The organism is Micromonospora coxensis, assembly GCF_900090295.1.
In the GTDB taxonomy this organism is placed as follows: Bacteria; Actinomycetota; Actinomycetes; order Mycobacteriales; family Micromonosporaceae; genus Micromonospora; species Micromonospora coxensis.
The window spans coordinates 6,534,270-6,552,929 of the sequence record NZ_LT607753.1; the positions used below are offsets into that span (position 1 = coordinate 6,534,270).

An 18,660-nucleotide genomic window follows, 5' to 3' on the forward strand; every position below is an offset into this window, starting at 1 on the left:
CCGGTCGTCCACGGTGACGCGGCGGTGGAGCGCCCGCCGCCACACCGCCCCCGGCCCCGGCACCGCCGCCGTGAGTGCCGCTCCGGCGGCGTCGCTCAGCGTGCCTTCTTCGTCGCCCGCTTGCGCGGCGGTGTCAACAGGTCGGCGATCGCCGCGATCGCGGCCGGCACGATGCGGTAGTACGCCCACACGCCGCGCTTGTCGCGCTCGAGCAGACCGGCCTCGGTGAGGATCCGGAGGTGATGACTCACGGTCGGCTGGGAGAGCCCGAGCGGCGCGGTCAGGTCACTCACCGACGCCTCGCCCTCCGGAGCGGACTGGATCAGACTGAGCAGTCGCAGCCGGGCCGGGTCGGCGAGGGCCTTCAGCACACCGGCGAGCCGCTCGGCGTCGGCACGCTTGATCGGCTCACCGGTCAGCGGCGAGATGGTAGGCGAAGCAGTTCTGGCAGTTCCCACGGCACCCATCGTTGCACCCACCGCATCGATTGACCGGCGGTTCCGGCACCGTGTCGCCGTCAGTTCACAGATGAGAAGCCGCACCGACCGGTGACTTGCCGCCGTGGCACACACTGGGCGGCACCGCCCGCCACTGCCATCGGCGGGCCCGGCAGCAGGAGCCGCCATGCGGGTCAGAACCATCGTCTCCGCCGTCACCGCCCTCACCGTGGCGCTCACGGTGACGGTGCTGCCAGCCGGTCCGGCGGCGGCCGACACCGCCCTGGACAGCTGCTACGACTCGACCCCCGCGCAGCACCAGGACCCCGCCGCCTGGTTCGCGCCGGGGCACCGGCAGACGCCGTGGGCGTCGCCCATCGGCATCGTCCACGGCGACGCCTTCCGGGTGAAGGCGCAGGGCAGCGTCCGGATCGACGCGTGGGGCACCACCAAGAGCATCGCCGGCGAGCTGCCGGCCGCGCCCACCGCCGGCGGGTGGCCGGCGCCCGGTGCGCCCCGGTACGCGCTCATCGCCCGGGTCACCGGCGGTTCGATGTGGGTGAAGAAGACCAGCCGGAGCTACGGGCCCAGCTCGTGGTTCCCGGTCGGCACCGACAGCGGCTGCATGCTGTTCTCCGGCAACGGTGACCCGGCGCCGCAGCTGGTCTTCACCGTCAACGACGACAACCTGGGCGACAACGGCGGCGGCGCCGGTGTGGTCGTACAGCAGTGGTTCTGAACCGGCCGGCGGGCTCCCGGCCGGGCGTCGAGAGGCGGGGCGGCGCGACGGGACGACACCGACGTGACCCCGGCCGACCGCCCCGGCCGGGATCACGTCGGGGTGTCACCGCCCACGCTCAGCCGCGCGACCTCTGCAGGCGTACGGCGCCGTTGCCGGCGTCGAGGAAGCGCCACTGTTGCCAGGCGGCGCCGTTGCCGGTCCACTGGCCGATCACGGCGAGGTCGTCGAGGTGGGGTTGCTGGACGTCGACGACCTGCCCGCTGTTGCCGTTGGTGATCCGGTACGCCGTCGCGGCGCCGCCACCGCCGAACTGCCACCAGTTGATGTTGAACAGGCTTCCGCTGCCGCCGGCGAACCGCAGGTACAGGTCCCGGGTGCCGGTGGCGCCGCCGACCGCGCAGGTGGTGGTCGTCCAGTTCTGCCAGCCGCCGGTGCCGGTGACGGCGCAGGTGCCGACGGTCGGGCCGCCGGGGCTGTCCAGCCGCACCTCGATCCGGCCGCCGGCGGTGGCGGAGGCGACCCGCGCGGAGAAGGAGGTCGCGCCGGCGCCGAACGCGACGCCCTTGACCTTGATGTAGTCGCCGTTGTCGATCCAGCCGACGTTCATGCCGCCCTCGCCGGCCGGTTCGGTCTCGATGCCGGACCCCCAAGCGATCGTCTCGGCCTCCTGGCGTACGTACGGGTCGAGCGTGCCCACCTGCGGGGCGCCCGCGGTGGTCATGGTGATCGTCGGGAACATGCCGTTGGCCCGGTAGGTGAAGCGCTCCACCGCGACGGAGCGGGTGTAACCGCCACCGCCGGGCAGGGCCCCGTTGTGGTAGAAGAAGTACGATCCGCCGTTGAAGTCGATCACGCCGGCGTGGTTGGTGAAGCTGCTGCCCTGTCGGGGCATGATCGTCCCCCGGTAGGTCCACGGCCCCGTCGGGCCGGGCGCGGTCGAGTAGGCGAGGAACTCCGCGCAGCACTCCGCGGCGAAGACGGTGTAGTAGAGCCCGTTGCGCTTGAAGACCCACGGCCCTTCCTCGTAGAGGGTCGGGCGGCTGGGGTTGCCGGTGCGGGCGCCGAAGCCGGCGGTGGTGAGCGGGATCCGGGTCGGGCCGCCGGAGAACGAGATCATGTCCTGGTTCAGGCGCACGTACCACAGGTTCGGGTTGCCCCAGTACAGGTACGCCTGGCCGTCGTCGTCGATGAAGGCGTGCGGGTCGATCTCGCCGTTGCCGACCAGGGGCCTGCCGATGGCGTCGCGGAAGGGGCCGGTCGGGCTGTCGGCGACGCCGACCCCGATGACCATCTGCCCGTTCGAGCGTTGCCGCACCGGCACGTACCAGTAGAACTTGCCGTTGCGGGGGATCACGTGCCCGGCCCAGGCGTGGGCGTCCGCCCAGGAGAAGGTGCCCAGGTTCATCGGCGAGCCGTGGTCGGTCCAGTTCACCATGTCGGCGGAGGAGAACACCCGCCACTCGCGCATGGTGAAGTACGTGGAGCCGTCCTCGTCGCGCCCGGTGTAGAGGTACACCCGGCCGTTGTGCACCATCGGCGCCGGGTCGGCGGTGTAGAGGTGTTGGACGATCGGATTGTCGGCCCGCGCGGGGCCCGGGAGCAGGGCGACGGCGCAGATCAGCGCGGCGAGCGCGGCGACGACCGACCGGAGTGTCGTTCCGGCCCGGCGTGCGACTGTCGGCGTCAAGGCGTACCTCCACGGTGTCGTGAGCGATGTCCGGGTCCGGTGATCAGCGGACGGTGGTCGCGGGCGGGTGCTGCGTGGGCCGCCGGTCATACCCGGGTCCACCGCTGGTTGGCGCCGCCGTGGCAGGACCAGAGGATCACCGTCGTGCCGTTCGCGGTGCCGCCGTTGGTGACGTCCAGGCACAGTGCGGGGAAGCGGCCGTTGCTCACCGTGCCGTTGCCGTTGAACGTCCACTGCTGGTTGGCGCCGCCGTGGCAGTCCCAGATCTGCACCCGGGTGCCGTTGGCCGCGTCGGTCGGCACGTCCAGGCACTTGCCGAGGATCCGGAGGGTCTGGCCGTCCCGGCTGATCTGCTGGTTGGCGTTGCCGTGGCAGTCCCAGATCAGCGTCCCGGTGCCGTTGGCGGTGCGGGCGTTGTCGACGTCCAGGCACCGCCCGGCCGACTCGCTGCGCAGTCGGAACGTGGTGGGGGCCGGTGGGTCGGTGGTGCCGCCGCCGCTGACCCGGTACACCACGGTGCCGTGCGCCGGGACGCTCGCGGAGATGGCCCCGGTGGTGGTGGAGGTGGCGTCGGTCCACGCGTCGCGCAGGGTGAACGAGGTGCCGGTCTTGCCGATCGCCGCCGCCGTCGTGGAGATCGTCGTGGTGGCGCTGCCCTGGTTGAACAGGGCGACCGCGACGTCACCGTCGGCCAGCCGCTTGGCCAGGACCCGCCGGGTGCCGTCGTGGGACACCTGGACCGCCTGCCGGCCGAGGCTGTCCTGGTCGATCGCGACGAGGTTCCGGTTCTTCAGGATGCGCAACGTCGCCGCGTCGGCCGAGCGCAGGTCGTTGCCCATCATCAGGGGCGCCGCCATCATCGCCCAGAGCGCGAAGTGGCTGCGCATCTCGGTGTCGGTCATGCCGCCGTTGCCGACCTCCAGCATGTCCGGGTCGTTGAACCCGCCGGGTGCGGCGTAGCCGGCAAGTGGCACGTTGACGTCGACGATGTTCTGGATGCCCATCGGGTAGCCGTTGGTCTGGCCGGTGTTCCACGCGTTGGTGATGTCCTCGGTGGTCCGCCAGAGGTTCGCCACGTCGTTCCAGTTGCGCTGCGGCCCGGTCTTGGCGTGGATGCTGTTCGGGTTGATGCTGTAGACGATGGGCCGGCCGGTGGCCGCGAGCGCGTCGCGCATGATGCCGAACCGGGCCACCTGGTCGTCGATGGATCCGGTGGGGGAGCACCAGTCGTACTTCAGGTAGTCCACGCCCCAGGCGGCGAACTGCCGGGCGTCCTGGTACTCGTGACCGAGGCTGCCGGTGGAGCCGGGGAAGGCGTCGAAGTACTGGGCGCAGGTCTGGTCGAGCGGCGCCTGGTAGATGCCGAACAGCAGGCCCCGGGAGTGCAGGTAGTCGCCGAGGGCCTTCATCCCGCTCGGGAAGCGCTGCGGGTGGGCGCGGAGGTTGCCCTGCGCGTCCCGGTTCGGGTCGAACCAGCAGTCGTCGACGACCACGTACCGGTAGCCGAGGTCGCGCAGGCCGTTGCCGACGATCGCGTCGGCGGTCTGCCGGATGAGCGTCTCGTTGATGTTGCAGCCGAAGGTGTTCCAGGTGTTCCAGCCCATCGGCGGGGTGCGGGCGACGCCGTTGTCCAGCGCCTGCGCGATGCCGGGGGACACGATGGTCCCGGCGGTGGTCGAGGCGAGTGTCACCGCCAGCACCCCCAGGACGGCGGTGAGCCATCTGCTCGGTCTACCCACGTGCTCCTCCTCGTCGATTCGTCGGTGTTGGTGGCCGGCTCCGGAAGTGGCCGGCGTGGGCCGGCGGACGCGACGGCTGCGTGCCCGGCGCGGCTCGCCGGCGGTGACAGTGGTGGCCGGGCGTCGGCGGGGACGACGACGTCGAGTCGTGCCGGTCGTCGTCCGGCGGACCCTGGCGACCGGCTGCCCTGACCGGTCGCGCCTGGCGATGGCAAGCATGTTAGCGCTGACATCCATCAATGTAAATCGATGGCGGGCGGGGTGTCCTGAGGTGGTGAGCCTTCCGGAGCGGCATTCGTCCGCGCCGGTCGTGACCGTACGCGCGCCTCGGCCGCCGACGTGATACGCCTTGACTAACGGCATGTTATCGCTCACAGTCGATGGACGGGTTGGTCGGCGTCGACGGCGAGCCGGGCCGGAGGCTGATCCGGCGCCGCCGTCCCGCCATGCGCCTCCTGGGCAGGGGCGCCACCCCGTCAGCGATCACACCTCACGGGCCGCCACCCCGGCCGGTCCGGGCGCCCGGATGGCGCCCCGTGGATCCCGTCCCTGTCAGCGAAGGAGAGTCATGGTTGCCATCGGTGGGCTCCCGCGGGCCGTGCCGCGTCGACGCGGATGGCGGTGGCGGGTCGCTGCCGCCGCCGCGGCGATGGTGACGGCTGGTGCCCTGGTGGGCATCGCGCCGTCGCCGGCGTCGGCGGCGACGGTGGATACGAACGCCTGGTACGTGTTGGTGAACCGCAACAGCGGCAAGGCCCTCGACGTGTACAACCTCGCCACGAACGACGGGGCGCGGATCACCCAGTGGTCGCGCAACGACGGGTACCAGCAGCAGTGGCAGTTCGTCGACTCCGGCGGCGGGTTCTACCGGTTGAGGTCGCGGCACTCGGGCAAGGTGCTGGACGTCTACAACTTCTCCACCGCCAACGGCGCGAGCATCGTGCAGTGGGCCGACCACAACGGGACGAACCAGCAGTTCCGGCTGGCGGATTCGGCCGGCGGGCACGTGCGGCTGATCAACCGGAACTCGAACAAGGTGGTGGAGGCGCAGAACGCCTCGACCGCCGACGGCGGCAACATCGTGCAGTACGACGACTTCAACGGCGCCCACCAGCAGTGGCAACTGGTCCGCGTCGGCGACACCGGCACCCCGGGCGGCACCTTCACCAACCCGGTCGTCTGGCAGGACTTCGCCGACGTCGACATCATCCGGGTCGGCGACGTCTACTACATGTCCGCCTCCACCATGCACTACTCGCCCGGCGCGCCCGTGCTGCGGTCCTGGGACCTGGTGAACTGGGAGTTCGCCGGACACTCGGTGCCCCGGCTGGACTTCGGATCGAAGTACGACATGGCCACCGGCAGCCAGGCGTACGTGGACGGCATCTGGGCCTCGACGTTGAACTACCGGCCCAGCAACCGGACCTTCTACTGGGCCGGCTGCATCGACTTCGCCCGGACGCACATCTACACCGCCTCGGCCGTCGACGGCGCCTGGAGCCGGCACACCACCATCCCGAACTGCTACTACGACGCCGGGATGCTGATCGACGACAACGACACCATGTACGTCGCGTACGGCAACGGCACGATCAGCGTGGCCCAGCTCTCCGCCGACGGGCGTACCCAGGTGCGGGCCCAGCAGGTGTACCAGACGCCGTCGAGCATCGGCACGCTGGAGGGGGCCCGGTTCTACAAGCGCAACGGCGCCTACTACATCTGGCTCACCCGACCGGCCAACGGCCAGTACGTGCTCAAGAGCACCAACGGTCCGTTCGGCCCCTACGAGCAGCGGCAGGTGTTGTTGAACATGCCGGGCCCGATCGCCGGCGGCGGGGTGCCGCACCAGGGCGGCCTGGTGCAGACCCCGAACGGCGCCTGGTACTACATGGCCTTCACCGACGCGTACCCGGGCGGCCGGATGCCGACGCTGGCGCCGATCACCTGGACCAGTGACGGCTGGCCGCAGGTGCAGACGGTCAACGGCTCCTGGGGCGCCAGCTACCCCGACCCGCTGCCCCTGCGCCCGGTCAAGCCGCTCACCGGCACCGACACCTTCCCCGGCACCACCCTCGGGGTCCAGTACGAGTGGAACCACAACCCGGACAACGCCCGGTGGTCGGTGAACAACGGCCTGCGCCTGCAGACCGCCTCGGTGACCAACGACCTCTACCGCGCCCGCAACACGCTGACCCACCGGATCCAGGGGCCCACCTCGACCGGCACCATCGAGCTGGACTACTCCACCATGCGCGACGGCGACCGGGCCGGGCTGGCGATGCTGCGCGACACGTCGGCCTGGATCGGCGTCAGACGCGACAACGGCGCCACCCGCGTGGTCATGACCAACGGCCTGACCATGGGCGCCGACTGGAACACCACCGGCACCGGCACCGAGATCACCGGCGCCCCGGTGTCCGGCGGGCGGATCTGGTTGCGGGCCAACGCCGACATCCGGCCCGGCGCGGGCCGCCAGGCGCGGTTCTCGTACAGCACCGACGGGGTCACCTTCACCCCGCTGGGCAACGCGCTGACCCTCAACAACGCCTGGCAGTTCTTCATGGGCTACCGGTTCGGCATCTTCACCTACGCGACACAGGCACTGGGCGGAGCGGTGACGGTGCGCGCGTTCACCCTGACCACACCCTGACCCCGGTCACGGCCCCGGGGGCGTACGGCGGCGCCGGGATCCGCCCGGGACGCGCCGGGGGAGGAGCGCTCCGCTCCACGGCGCAGGGCCGTACCGGTGCCGACAGGCCTGTCCGCGCTCGCGACAGCAGGCAACGGGCCTCTCGGCGGTCCTGCTCATGCCACCGTCATCGGAGTCCGCCGGCCTCGGCCCGTCGCTGCGCCCGCCAGACGCCGGCCACCGGCTGCGATCAGCGCACCCGGTCCGACGTCCACCGCGGGCGCGGCGGCCCGCCGAGGCATGGCACATCCATCCGGACGTCGCAACCCCTACTCGTAGCGATGCATGGCTCGCGTCGGCGGCTGCGGTGGGTAGACTGCCCGTCGCGCCAGGATGACCGTCCGTTGGTGGTCGTCGGTCTACGCCCGTTCGGCGAAGGAAGTGGGTGGCCCACAGGTGAGCACCTTGCCGGCACTCGCGGCGGACACCACCTCCACCGCCCTGGCGATCATCGCCCCCGACGGCCGGTGTCTCTGGTGCAACCTGGCCGGTCGCCGGCTGCGCGCCCGGCTGGAGGACCTGCCCCTGGGGCAGGTCGAGCCCGGCGAGTCCGCTGTGGAGCTACCCGTGCAGGGCTCCGACGGGGCGACCCGGTGGTTGCAGGTGCGCTGCCAGGGCGTGGAACACGAGGGACAGCCGCTGCGACTGTACGAGCTGCGCGACGTCAGCGCCGAGCGCCAGGAACGCGACCGGGGGCGCAACTACCGGTGGCGGCTGGCCCACATCGAACAGCTGGCCAAGGTGGGCACCTGGGAGTGGGACGTGCTGACCGGCGTGGTCGTCTGGAGCGACGTGCTGCTGCAGATGTTCGGCCTGCCACCCGGCACGAGTCTCGACTACGACGCCTACCGGCAGATGCTGTACCCGGACGACGTCGCCATGATCGAGCAGACGCTCGAGACGGCGCTGCGCACCGGCGGACCGTTCTCCTACACCCATCGGATGTACCTGGCCGACCGCGTGACGTTGCGGGTCTTCGAGTGCTACGGCGAGGTCTTCACCGACCCCGCCGGGGCGCCGGTGCGGGTGCTGGGCACCGCCCACGACATCACCGCGACGCAGCGCGTGCAGGACGAGCTGACCCGGCTGGCCGAGCGTGACCCGCTGACCGACCTGCCGAACCGGCGCGCCCTGCTGGCCCGCCTCGACGACCTGCTCGCCGAGCCACGGGAACGGCCCGGAGCGCTGCTGCTGATCGACATAGACAACTTCAAGGACATCAACGACGTGCACGGGCACGCGGTGGGCGACGACGTGCTACGCCTGCTGGCCCGGCTGCTCCTGCGCGAGCTGCCCGCCGGCACGGTGCTCGGCCGGCTGGGCGGCGACGAGTTCGCCGTCGTCCTGCCCGGGGCGTACGCCGAGGACGCCCTCGCCATCGCCGACACGCTGTGCAACGCCACCGTCCGTACCCCGGTGCCGTTGGCCGGCACCGGACTGCGGGTGACCCTGAGCATCGGGGCCGCGTCGCTGGAGCCCGGCGACACCCGCGACACCATGCTCGCCCACGCCGACCTCGCCCTGTACGAGGCGAAGAACGCCGGCCGCAACCGTGCCCGGCTGTACCTGCCGGAGCAGTACCGGCACGCCGTGCAGCGCGTCAACGTCGTGACCCGGGTCCGCAAGGCCCTCGACGAGAACCGGATGCGCCTCGACGCCCAACCGATCATCGACCTCTCCACCGGGGACGTGGTCAGTCACGAACTGCTCATCCGGCTGCGCGACGGCGAGGAACCGACCCTGTCGCCGGCCGAGTTCCTGCCGACGGTCGAGCGTGACGACCTCATCGGCGACCTCGACCGCTGGGTGGTGGCGACCGCCACGGCGGCGCTGGCCCACCCGGCGGCGATGGCGGCGCGGATGCGCTTCGACATCAACATCTCCGCCCGCTCCCTGGAGTTGCCCGGCTTCGGCGACTGGGTGGTGCGGACGCTGCACGCCGCCGGCATCGAGGCGAGCCGGCTGGGCCTGGAGATCACCGAAACCGCGGCGATCACCAACGTCGCCGCGGTACGGCACCTCGCCGGCACCCTGCGCGACGCCGGCTGCCGGCTGAGCCTGGACGACTTCGGCGCCGGCTTCGGCTCGTTCGCCTACCTCAAGCACCTGCCCTTCAGCACCGTCAAGATCGCGGGTGACTTCGTGCGCCAGGCCGACCACGGCGGCGCCGACCCCGTGCTCATCGACGCGATCGTCCGCGCCGCGCACGGCCTGGGCATGCGCACCGTCGCCGAGTCGGTCGAGCACGCCGGGCTGGTGCCGGCGCTGCGCATGCTGGGCGTCGACGCCGGGCAGGGCTACCACCTCGGACGGCCGATCCCGTTGGACGAGTTGCTGTGCCGGGATCCTGACGAGTGGCGACGCGCAGCACGGCCGAGGCTGTCCATAGGGCATCCTGAAGCCTGATCAGCCGTCGGTTTTGGAGAATCAGGTGAACGCACCCCGCACGTCGCCGGTCCCCGCCGGCGCCGAACTCGTCACGGACGACCTCGACGCCGCCCGCTCCTTCTACCGTGAGTTGCTCGGCTGGACGTACACCGACACCGCCGACGGCTGCGTCGCGGTCGCCGACGGGGCGCCCGCCGCCGCGCTGCGGTCCGGCCCCGCCCCGGCCCGTTGGTGGACCCTCTTCGGCGCCGCCGACCCGGCGGCCGTGCACGCCGCGGCCCGCCAGGCCGGGGCCCGGCTGAGCGGCGACGAGGTGCACGACCCGCTCGGCGGGAGCTTCCAGCTGCGCGCCGGGGTGACCCCGGTGGTCCCCGGTCCCGGCCGGCCCTGCTGGTACGAGTACATGACCACCGACCCGGGCGCGGCCGACCGGTTCCACGCCGACGCCCTCGGCCTGCGCGCCGACCTGCCGCCCGGCGCCCCCGACGACTCGTACGCCCTGCTCACCGCCGGCGGCGCCCCCGTCGCCGGCCGCCTCGCGACACCTGCGCCGCTGGACACCCTGCTCCCCGCCGGGTGGATGCTCTACCTCGCCGTGGCCGACCCGGACGACGTCGCCGAGCGGGCCCGGCAGCAGGGCGGGCGACTGCTGGTGCCACCGCGAGACGTGGTGACCGGCCGGGTCTGCGCGCTCGCCGACCCGACCGGGGCGGTCTTCACCGTCATCCGACCGGCGGGTGGCTGACCACCGCGCCACCGACCGTGCCGCCCGGCACGGTCGATCGACACGGCGACCCCGTCGACGCTGAACCCGATCCGTCCGAGGGTGCCGATCCGGTACCTGCGCACCGCGCAGAGCCGGCGCGGTGTCCACGGGCGACGTTCAGCGCGTACGGGACACCCCTGGTCCGGCCGGCTCCTCGACGGTGGACAGGCCCGGCGACCGGTCGCGGGCCGGCAGGGCGGACGGGTGCGCCGCCGGCATGTCGGGACCCGGCGGGTCAGCCGGCGAGGTCGCCGACCGGGCGGGCGGCGCGGGCCAGGTGCGCCCGGAGCTGGTCGTCGGTGGGCTCGACGAGGAAAGTGCCGTCGGGCCACAGCAGGGTGGGGACCCGTCGCGCCCCCTGCTGGAGTCCACGGACGAGTTCGGTCGCGGCCCGGTCCTCGTCGAGGTCGACGTAGTCGTAGGCGATGCCGGCGGCGTCGAGCAGGGCGCGGCTGCGTCGGACGTCGGGGCACCAGCCGGTGCCGTACACCACCAGTTCGGGCTCGGCCTCGATCCGGTGCGCGGGGTCTCGGGTGGGCATGGCGGCACAATACCCCTCCCCGGTATTCCGGTTCAAGTCCCAGAGGTTACGGCGGCAGCTGCCATGGGCGATGGAGTCCTTGACAGCGCATACGGGTGGGGGGTATCAATCTGTCGTTACCCATACCCCCTAGGGGTACTAAGGAGTGATTACGATGTCATCCGCCCCGAAGCGCTGGTGGGCCCTCGGACTCATCGCCCTCGCCCAGTTCATGGTCATCATGGACACCTCGATCATCGGTGTCGCACTACCACGCATCCAGGAGGATCTCGGCTTCTCACCGGAGAACCTGTCCTGGGTCTTCAACGCCTACGTCGTCGCGTTCGGCGGCCTGTTGCTGCTGGGCGGCCGGCTGTCCGACCTGCTCGGCGCCCGGCGGATGTTCGCCGCCGGCTGGTTGGTCCTCCTCGTCGCCTCGGCGGTCGCGGGGCTCGCCGACACCGTCGCCGTGGAACTGGCCGCCCGCGCCGGACAGGGCGTCGGGGCAGCGCTGATCGCCCCGTCGGCGCTGACCCTGCTGATGACCCTCTTCGGCGCCGACCCGAGGGAGTTGACCCGGGCGCTGGCCCTCTACGGCGCCGCCGCGCCGGCCGGTGGCACCGCCGGGGTCTTCCTCGGTGGCGTCATCACCGAGTACGTCAGCTGGCCCTGGGTCTTCTACGTCAACATTCCGGTCGCGGCCCTCGCGTTGCTGGCCACCCCGGTGCTGATGCCCGCCGGTGGGACGCGGCGCGGCTCGCTGGACGTCGTCGGCGCCCTGACGGTGACCGTCGGTCTCGGTGCGGCCGTCTACGGCATCGTCCGGGCTCCCGAGGTCGGCTGGACCTCCGGGCAGACCTGGCTCGTCCTGATCGGAGCCGTCGTCGCGCTGGCCACCTTCGTCGCCGTCCAGGCGGCCCGCCGCGAGCCGCTGATGCGCCTGTCGATCTTCCGCGCGCCGAACCTCGCCGCGGCCAACGTCGCCCAACTGCTGCTCGGCGCGGCCTGGATCCCGATGTGGTTCTTCCTCAACCTCTACCTGCAGCAGGTGCTCGGCTACCGCGCCTTCCCCAGCGGTGCCGCCCTGCTACCGATGACGATCCTCATCATGGTCGGCATGATCGCGCTCGCCCCACGGGCCATCGCCCGCTTCGGCGCGAAGCCCATGGTGGTCACCGGCCTCGCGGTCCTCGCCGTCGGGCTCGGCTGGCTCGCCCTGGTCCGCCCGGACGGCTCCTTCGTCGTGGACGTCCTGCCGGCCTCGCTGGTCGCCGCGTCGGGCATGTCCCTGGCATTCATCCCGTCGCTCGGCATCGCCATCTCCAGCGCCCGCCCGGAGGAGGGTGGCCTCGCCTCGGGCATCGTCAACACCAGCTACCAGGTCGGTTCCGCGCTCGGCCTGGCCGCCATGACCGCCCTCGCCTCGGCCGCCGGCGCCGACCGGCTCGGCGACCTGCCCGCCCTCACCGACGGTTACTCCACGGCGTTCGTCGGCGCCGGGGCCGTCGCCGCCGCAGGCGCCGTCCTCGCCGGACTCACCCTGCGTACGCCGAGGCGGCAGCCGGTGGGGAAGGCCGAGCCGGTCGAGGAGCGGGCCCAGGTCGCCGGAGGGCGGTGACCTCCGGTCGCCGGCTGGCGGGGGCGACCGGACTCCGGTCACCCCCGCCGGCCTCGACGTACCAGGGCTAGCGACGGACCTGAATATTGGACAGTGTGACGCTGGCAGCGTGATCGCGCCATGTGGCGACACGCCCGACGTGAGGGGACGCCGTGCGGAGACCTTCCCGAATCCGATCACTCGCACTCGGCGGCGCAGCGCTCCTGCTGGCCGTGATGTCGACTCCCGCCCACGCACACGAGCCGTGGGACGACGGGGCGGTGCCCCCGCCCCCGCCCAGCAGCCCTGCCGACGGCTACAGCCGCGACATGCACCTGCTCGCCACCGCCGGCCACACCGGTGGCGTCAACTCCGACCTCGCCTTCGCCGGCGACCTCGTGTTCGCCGGCCACTACGGTGGGTTCCGCGTCCTCGACATCTCCGAGCCCGGCGCGCCCCGGGAACTGGCCGACGTGCACTGCAACGGCCCGCAGGGCGACGTGTCGGTCTGGGGTGACCTGCTGTTCCTGTCGGTGGACACCCCGCAGAGCACGCCTGGCTGCGAGGGCTCCCGCAACGTCACCGCGTCCACCCCCGGGGCGTGGGAAGGGGTGCGGGTCTTCGACGTCAGCGACCCGGCCGCGCCCCGCTTCCTCCAGGCGATCCGCACCGACTGCGGCTCGCACACCCACACCCTCGTCCCGCGAGGTGACGGCGGCACCTACCTCTACGTCGCCTCCTACCCGCTGAGCGCCAGCGCCATCGGCCCGGACTGCCGGGCGCCGTTCGAGCGGATCTCCGTCGTCGACGTGCCGGGTGACGACGCCACCGCCGGCCTCGCCGCGAAGGTCGTCGCCGAGCCGACCGTGACGGGGGTGGACCGGTACGCCGGCGCCTCGGGAGACTTCTTCGCCTGCCACGACATCCAGGTGCTGACCCCACGCCACCTCGCCGCCGCGGCCTGCCTCTCCCAGGGTCAGCTGTGGGACATCAGCGACCCCCTGGCGCCCCGGGTGACCGCGAACATCGACACGCCGGACGTCGACATCTGGCACAGCGCGGCGTTCACCCACGACGGGAAGCACGTCACCTTCGGCGACGAGTACTTCGGCCCGGCGCGGGAGCCCTTCGGCGCGATCTGGACCTACGCCGTCGACGACCCCCGTACGCCCCTGAGCCACCTGCGCATCCCGCGCGCCGAACCCAGCACCTACCACAACTTCAACTACGTGCCCGTCGCCGGCCGCAACATCCTGGTCTCCTCCGCGTACGGCTCGGGAACCTCGGTGGTCGACCTGACCGATCCGCGCGCTCCGAAGGAGATCGCCTTCTACGACATGCGCTCCAACCAGTGGTCGACGTACTGGTACAACGGGCTGATCGTCGCCAACGACATCTCCCGGGGCGTGGACGTGATCCGGTTCAGCGGTCGGGAGACCGCCGGCGCGCGCCACCTGCCGATGCTGAACCCGCAGACGCAGACGTTTTTGCTCGACTGACAGCACCGCCGGAAGCGGGCGGGTGCCCTGGCATCCGCCCGCTTCCGTACCCGGACCGCTCTCGGGCGTTCGGCGCGCGCCGGATGTTCACCGGTGCCGCCGCCGACAGGGCCGGGCAACTCGGCGACGGGCGGGCGTGCGGACGGGCCCGGTGGCCTCAGAGCTGCTCGGTGCGCTGCCGCAGCGAGTTGAAGACCTTCTGCGGCACGTGCAGCCGCTGGTCGGCGAAGAGTTCGCGCATCTCGTCGAAGGAGGCGTCCGGGTCGCGGCTGAACCCGGCGATCCGGTCGAACAACGCCAGCTGCTCGTCGTCGAGCTGCTCGTCGGGGCCCGGCTGGGCGCCCCAGACATCCCACGGCAGCAACTCCACCTTGTTCAACGCGGCGAGGTCACGCACCAGGTCCCCGGCGACGAACCACAGCCCCCGCATGTTCGCCAGTTCGATGCCGAACAGTTCGGGATCGACGCCCTCGGTCCGGCAGCGCCGCCAGGCGTCCCCGGCGACGAGGAACGCGTCCCGGGGCACGTCCAGGTGGTCGTGCGGGAAGGAGAGCTTGGCCCGCCAGACCTCGTCGAGCTGCGCGTCGACCAGCACCCACCGCTGCTGGTCGGTGTTCCAGTACTCGCAGACCCAGTGGTCCTCGAACTTCCCCGGGATGAAGTAGGCGCCGAAGCCGCACCGGGCCCGGGCCGGGATCCCGTGGGCCCGCAGCAGCGACACGAGCAGCAGGGTGTAGTGGTGGCACCGGCCGGCCAGTCGTCGCTCGGCCGGACGCTCGACGGTGAGCGGCCGGTTGTCGAGCGCCAGGATCTGGTCGAGCTTGCGCTCCGCGGGTCGGATGTGGATCTCTTCCTGGCGCTCCTCGGGGATCTCCGCCCCGTAGAAGTCTCCCGCCACCGCGTCGTACACCACGAGGTGCTGGACGGTGCGGACCAGCGTGTCGAGGTGCGAGGGCAGTCCGTCGAGAGTGGCCAGGTGGCGTCCCACCGCGCTCATCTCCGACGGTCGCGAGTAGAACTCGAGCATGTGCCGATCCATGAGCCCGACTCCTTGCAGTCTCGAGGGCGCGCCGTCGGTCACCGGGCCGAAGCGCTGAACCGGAGTCGATCGGCGTCGGACTGAGCCGGCGCCGGAGCGGACCGAAGCGCGGGCACGATCTGGAACGTACCCAAATCAGACCTTACTCCCGATCGATGCCTCGCGGGTGGATTCCCCCCGCGCGTCGGCGCTGCCGCCGGGGGTGCGGGCGGGTGGATCGCCGCGTCGCCCGCGTTGCTCTGCTGAGCACTTCGGTGATACCCCGCACCAAGTCGTCCTACACGGGGACGAGCCAGGAAAACCGACGCAATACGCGAGATGCCGCGCTCGGCGGCCGGGTGGCACGGTGGGCGCAGGGTCCACCATCGATGGGAGGCCACCGGCCATGCACGCAATCGTCCTGGTTGGCGGGAAGGCCACACGCCTCTGGCCACGTACCCGGTCGCAGCCGAAGGCACTCGTCAAGATCGGGCAGTACCCGATCCTGGAGATCATCATCCGGCGGCTGCGGGACTGCGGGTTCGACCGCATCACCCTGTGCATCGCCCACCTCGGCGAGATGATCAGACGGGAGTTCGGTGACGGCCGCCATCTCGGCGTCACCGTGGACTACTGCACCGAGGAACGCCCCCTCGGCACCGCCGCGCCGCTGCACCTCGTGCCGGAATGGACCACACCGGCGGTGGTGATGAACGGCGACATCCTCACCACCGTCGACTTCGCCGACCTGTACCGACGACACACCACGAGCGGGAACCTGCTCACCGTGGCGTACCACCAGAGCGTGCTGTGCGCCGGCGTCGGCGTGCTCCAGGTACGCGACGGTCTGGTCCAGCAGATCTGGGAGAAGCCGCACGTCGAGTGGAACATCAGCGCCGGGGTCTACGTCGCCGACCCACGGGTGCTCGACTACATCCCCCGCAGCGACGCCGCCGACATGCCCGGCCTGATCAACGCCCTGCTCGCCGACGGCCGGCAGGTGACCGGGTACGGCTTCCGTGGGCAGTGGTACGACATCGGCACGCCGTTCCGCTACCAGAAGGCGATGAAGGAGTTCCTGGCCCACCCGGACCGGTACCTCACCGCCGACGCGTCCCGCCGGGCCAACGGCGCCGGGCACCGGGTCGAGGTCGCCCTGGAGCCGGACGGGGACCGGCTGTCCGTCGCCGAACTCTCCCCCTGGAGTTGACCGCGATGGCGCTGGATCCGTACACCGAGGGCGTCCGGCGGCTCATGTCCGCGGCGTACCCCGACGTGGGTGGCGCGGTGACCGACGCCGCCGAGGCCCGCCGCCGGCACGAGCGCGCCCGGTTCCCCCGGGGCCCGCACGTCGGCGAGGTCCGCGACATCGTCATCCCCGGCACGCCGGACGTGCCGGCCCGCGTCTACCGGCCGGCGGAGGCCGGGCCGACGCCACCGGTCGTGGTCTACCTGCACGGCGGTGGATTCGTCCTGTGCGACCTCGACTCGCACGACGGGATCTGCCGCATCCTGGCCGACGGCACGCCGGCGATCGTCGTCTCGGTCGACTACCGACGTGCCCCCGAGCACCCGTACCCGGCGGCGGTCGACGACGCGTTCACCGCCGTGCGCTGGGTGCACGCGGTCGGCGCGGCGGCGCTCGGCGGTGACCCGGACCGGATCGCCGTCGCCGGGGACAGCGCGGGCGGGAACCTCGCCACCGTGTGCTGCCTGCGCGCGCGCGACACCGGCGGCCCGCCGATCCGCTTCCAACTGCTCGTCTACCCGGTGACCGACTGCCTCGCCGACTGGTCCGACGACCCGGACGGGCAGCTCATGACCAGCCGGCACATGCGCTGGTACGTCGCGCAGTACCTGTCCGAGCGCGCGCACGGCGAGCAGGCGTACGCCTCGCCGCTGCGCGCCGGCAGCCTCGCCGGACTGCCACCGGCGTTCGTCCTGACCGTGGAGCACGACCCGCTGCGTGCCGAGGGCGAGGCGTACGCCGCCCGGCTCGCCGCCGACGGCGTCCCCGTGCAGGCGCACCGGGTGACCGGGCTCTTCCACGGCGCGTTCGGCCTCGGCGCGCTGCTGCCGGCGGCGCGCCGGTGCGAGGAACTCGCGTGCGACGCGTTACGTGCCGGCCTGGCCGCGCCGCACGACCTGACCACACCGACCGGTCCCGAGCCGGGCCGGATGAGCCAGCCGAGAAGGGTGGGCAGATGAACCCGCACAGCGAACCGGGGCCGGTGGCCGTCATCGGGCTCGGCTACGTCGGACTGACCTTGGCGGTCTCGCTGGCCCGGGAGGGGACACCGGTCATCGGCGTGGAGGCCGATCCGGCGGTCCGCGCCGCGCTGGCACAGCGCCGCAGCGTCCTGTTCGAACCCGGTGTGGACGACCTGCTCGCCACCCTGCCGGCCGACCGGTTCACGGTCACCGACCGGCTGCCCGACACCCCCGTGCGCGCGATCGTCATCTGCGTCGGCACCGCCGTCGATCCGCACACCCGGCGGCCCGACCTGCGGCACCTGGAGGCCGCGGTGGAGCAGATCGCCGCCCATGTGGACGAGGAGACGCTGGTGGTGCTGCGCAGCACGGTGCCGGTGGGCACGACCCGCAGCCTCGTCCTCGCCCGGCTGCGGGCGCGGGGGATCGCCCACCCCCTGCTCGCGGTCTGCCCGGAGCGCACCATCCAGGGTCGCGCACTGGCCGAACTGGCGGCGCTGCCCCAGGTCATCGGCGGTCTCGACGAACGATCCGCCCGCCGGGCGGCCGACCTGCTCGGCCGACTCGCCCCGGACCAGGTGATCGTGTCCGGCCCGGAGGCGGCCGAGATGGTGAAGCTGGTGTGCAACGCGCACACCGACCTCATCTACGGATTCGGCAACGAGATGGCGCTGATGGCGCACTCGCTCGGCGTCGACGCCCACGAGGTGATCGACGCGGCCAACCTGCGCTATCCCCGGCCCGACCTGTCCCGGCCCGGCTTCGTCGGCGGCAGTTGCCTGACCAAGGACCCGTACCTGCTGATGCACGCCGCGGACCGGGCCGGCTACCACCCCCCGATGGTGGCGGCGGCGCGGGCCGTCAACGAGCGGCTGCCGCTGTTCGCCGTCGAGCAGCTGCTCGACGGGCTCGCCACGGCCGGGCGCGACGCCGCGCAGGCCCGGGTGCTGGTCTGCGGCATCGCGTACAAGGGCTCACCGGAGACCGACGACATCCGCGGCTCGGCGGCGGTCGAGGTGGCCCGGGCGCTGCGCGGCCGGGTGGCGCAGCTGCGCGGGCACGACTTCGTGGTGGCGCCCGAGCGGATCGGCCGGGCCGGATTCACGCCGGTCGGCCTCGACGACGGCCTCACCGACGTCGACGCGGTGCTGCTGCTGGTCGACCACCCGGGCTACCGGCAGGCGCTGAGCCGGCGCGTGCTGCGCGAGCGGCTGCGCCCGCCGGCGGTCGTGTTCGACATGTGGGGGGTGCTCGCCGAGGAGCTGGCCGGCGCCGACGACATCGACTACCGACGCCTGGGCGTGCCCGGCCGCACGCGCGGCACCCCCGTCGCGGTGTAGGCCGGGCCCGCGCGGAACACCGGCACC

The 18,660-nt window shown here is 72.2% G+C and carries 14 protein-coding genes; 9 read left to right on the top strand and 5 right to left on the bottom strand.

Features of this window, described 5'->3' with window-relative positions; all coding sequences use genetic code 11:
• Positions 1–95: 95 nt before the first annotated feature.
• Entirely contained in the window at positions 96–467 is a 372-nt protein-coding gene (locus GA0070614_RS28970) for an ArsR/SmtB family transcription factor (protein WP_088978921.1), read from the bottom strand.
• A 157-nt stretch (positions 468–624) separates the two neighbouring features.
• On the opposite strand from GA0070614_RS28970, the gene GA0070614_RS28975 reads away from it, so the two are divergent.
• Entirely contained in the window at positions 625–1,176 is a 552-nt protein-coding gene (locus tag GA0070614_RS28975) for a hypothetical protein (protein ID WP_088978922.1), read from the top strand.
• A 118-nt stretch (positions 1,177–1,294) separates the two neighbouring features.
• On the opposite strand, the gene GA0070614_RS28980 is transcribed toward GA0070614_RS28975, so the two are convergent.
• Both GA0070614_RS28980 and GA0070614_RS28985 read right to left on the bottom strand, forming a co-directional pair.
• Positions 1,295–2,866 carry a family 43 glycosylhydrolase gene (locus GA0070614_RS28980; RefSeq protein ID WP_231933428.1) on the bottom strand — a complete coding sequence of 524 codons (1,572 nt, stop codon included), beginning with the start codon at positions 2,864–2,866 and terminating at the stop codon, positions 1,295–1,297.
• An 86-nt stretch (positions 2,867–2,952) separates the two neighbouring features.
• The gene (locus GA0070614_RS28985) at positions 2,953–4,470 is read right to left on the bottom strand and encodes a glycoside hydrolase family 27 protein (protein ID WP_231933789.1); all 1,518 of its coding nucleotides are present in this window, start codon (positions 4,468–4,470) and stop codon (positions 2,953–2,955) included.
• Positions 4,471–5,173: 703 nt separating this feature from the next.
• Between GA0070614_RS28985 and GA0070614_RS28990 the strand changes: the two genes are divergently transcribed.
• The 3 genes from GA0070614_RS28990 to GA0070614_RS29000 all read left to right on the top strand — a co-directional run bounded on the left by GA0070614_RS28990 (position 5,174) and on the right by GA0070614_RS29000 (position 10,427).
• Positions 5,174–7,255, top strand: a complete 2,082-nt coding sequence (locus GA0070614_RS28990; protein WP_088978925.1) for a family 43 glycosylhydrolase — start codon at positions 5,174–5,176, stop codon at positions 7,253–7,255.
• Positions 7,256–7,690: 435 nt separating this feature from the next.
• The gene (locus GA0070614_RS28995) at positions 7,691–9,700 is read left to right on the top strand and encodes a putative bifunctional diguanylate cyclase/phosphodiesterase (protein WP_172892527.1); all 2,010 of its coding nucleotides are present in this window, start codon (positions 7,691–7,693) and stop codon (positions 9,698–9,700) included.
• A gap of 25 nt (positions 9,701–9,725) precedes the next feature.
• Entirely contained in the window at positions 9,726–10,427 is a 702-nt protein-coding gene (locus GA0070614_RS29000; RefSeq protein ID WP_088978927.1) for a VOC family protein, read from the top strand.
• A 256-nt stretch (positions 10,428–10,683) separates the two neighbouring features.
• Here GA0070614_RS29000 and GA0070614_RS29005 read toward each other — a convergent pair whose 3' ends face one another.
• A complete protein-coding gene (locus GA0070614_RS29005) occupies positions 10,684–10,989 on the bottom strand; it encodes a glutaredoxin family protein (protein WP_088978928.1) in 306 nt (101 codons plus the stop codon).
• Positions 10,990–11,143: 154 nt separating this feature from the next.
• Here GA0070614_RS29005 and GA0070614_RS29010 point away from each other — a divergent pair, with 154 nt between their 5' ends.
• Both GA0070614_RS29010 and GA0070614_RS29015 read left to right on the top strand, forming a co-directional pair.
• Positions 11,144–12,586 carry an MFS transporter gene (locus GA0070614_RS29010; protein ID WP_088978929.1) on the top strand — a complete coding sequence of 481 codons (1,443 nt, stop codon included), beginning with the start codon at positions 11,144–11,146 and terminating at the stop codon, positions 12,584–12,586.
• Between the two features lie 215 nt (positions 12,587–12,801).
• Entirely contained in the window at positions 12,802–14,064 is a 1,263-nt protein-coding gene (locus GA0070614_RS29015; protein WP_157745120.1) for an LVIVD repeat-containing protein, read from the top strand.
• A 157-nt stretch (positions 14,065–14,221) separates the two neighbouring features.
• Here the strand turns inward: GA0070614_RS29015 and GA0070614_RS29020 are convergent, their stop codons facing one another.
• Positions 14,222–15,103: a transglutaminase-like domain-containing protein gene (locus GA0070614_RS29020; RefSeq protein ID WP_088978931.1), complete on the bottom strand. Its 882-nt coding sequence runs from the start codon at positions 15,101–15,103 to the stop codon at positions 14,222–14,224.
• A gap of 385 nt (positions 15,104–15,488) precedes the next feature.
• Here GA0070614_RS29020 and GA0070614_RS29025 point away from each other — a divergent pair, with 385 nt between their 5' ends.
• From GA0070614_RS29025 to GA0070614_RS29035, 3 genes are read left to right on the top strand one after another with little or no spacing between them, the layout of a single operon-like run.
• Positions 15,489–16,292 (top strand): sugar phosphate nucleotidyltransferase, encoded by an 804-nt coding sequence (locus tag GA0070614_RS29025; RefSeq protein ID WP_088978932.1) that lies wholly within the window; start codon positions 15,489–15,491, stop codon positions 16,290–16,292.
• 5 nt (positions 16,293–16,297) lie between these two features.
• Positions 16,298–17,290: an alpha/beta hydrolase gene (locus GA0070614_RS29030; protein ID WP_088978933.1), complete on the top strand. Its 993-nt coding sequence runs from the start codon at positions 16,298–16,300 to the stop codon at positions 17,288–17,290.
• On the top strand, positions 17,287–18,633 hold the full coding sequence (locus tag GA0070614_RS29035; RefSeq protein WP_088978934.1) for a nucleotide sugar dehydrogenase: 1,347 nt from the start codon (positions 17,287–17,289) through the stop codon (positions 18,631–18,633). The genes GA0070614_RS29030 and GA0070614_RS29035 overlap by 4 nt, the downstream gene beginning before the upstream one ends.
• Positions 18,634–18,660: the final 27 nt, after the last annotated feature.

Excerpts from the sequence above, each read along its gene's own strand:
- GA0070614_RS28985 (WP_231933789.1), bottom strand. The coding sequence starts at position 4,470 with ATGGGCTGGAACACCTGGAACACCTTCGGCTGCAACATCAACGAGACG.
- GA0070614_RS29035 (WP_088978934.1), top strand. The coding sequence starts at position 17,287 with ATGAACCCGCACAGCGAACCGGGGCCGGTGGCCGTCATCGGGCTCGGC.
- GA0070614_RS29005 (WP_088978928.1), bottom strand. The coding sequence starts at position 10,989 with ATGCCCACCCGAGACCCCGCGCACCGGATCGAGGCCGAGCCCGAACTG.
- GA0070614_RS29010 (WP_088978929.1), top strand. The coding sequence starts at position 11,144 with ATGTCATCCGCCCCGAAGCGCTGGTGGGCCCTCGGACTCATCGCCCTC.
- GA0070614_RS29030 (WP_088978933.1), top strand. The coding sequence starts at position 16,298 with ATGGCGCTGGATCCGTACACCGAGGGCGTCCGGCGGCTCATGTCCGCG.
- GA0070614_RS29020 (WP_088978931.1), bottom strand. The coding sequence starts at position 15,103 with ATGGATCGGCACATGCTCGAGTTCTACTCGCGACCGTCGGAGATGAGC.
- GA0070614_RS28970 (WP_088978921.1), bottom strand. The coding sequence starts at position 467 with ATGGGTGCCGTGGGAACTGCCAGAACTGCTTCGCCTACCATCTCGCCG.
- GA0070614_RS29025 (WP_088978932.1), top strand. The coding sequence starts at position 15,489 with ATGCACGCAATCGTCCTGGTTGGCGGGAAGGCCACACGCCTCTGGCCA.
- GA0070614_RS29015 (WP_157745120.1), top strand. The coding sequence starts at position 12,802 with ATGTCGACTCCCGCCCACGCACACGAGCCGTGGGACGACGGGGCGGTG.
- GA0070614_RS28975 (WP_088978922.1), top strand. The coding sequence starts at position 625 with ATGCGGGTCAGAACCATCGTCTCCGCCGTCACCGCCCTCACCGTGGCG.
- GA0070614_RS28990 (WP_088978925.1), top strand. The coding sequence starts at position 5,174 with ATGGTTGCCATCGGTGGGCTCCCGCGGGCCGTGCCGCGTCGACGCGGA.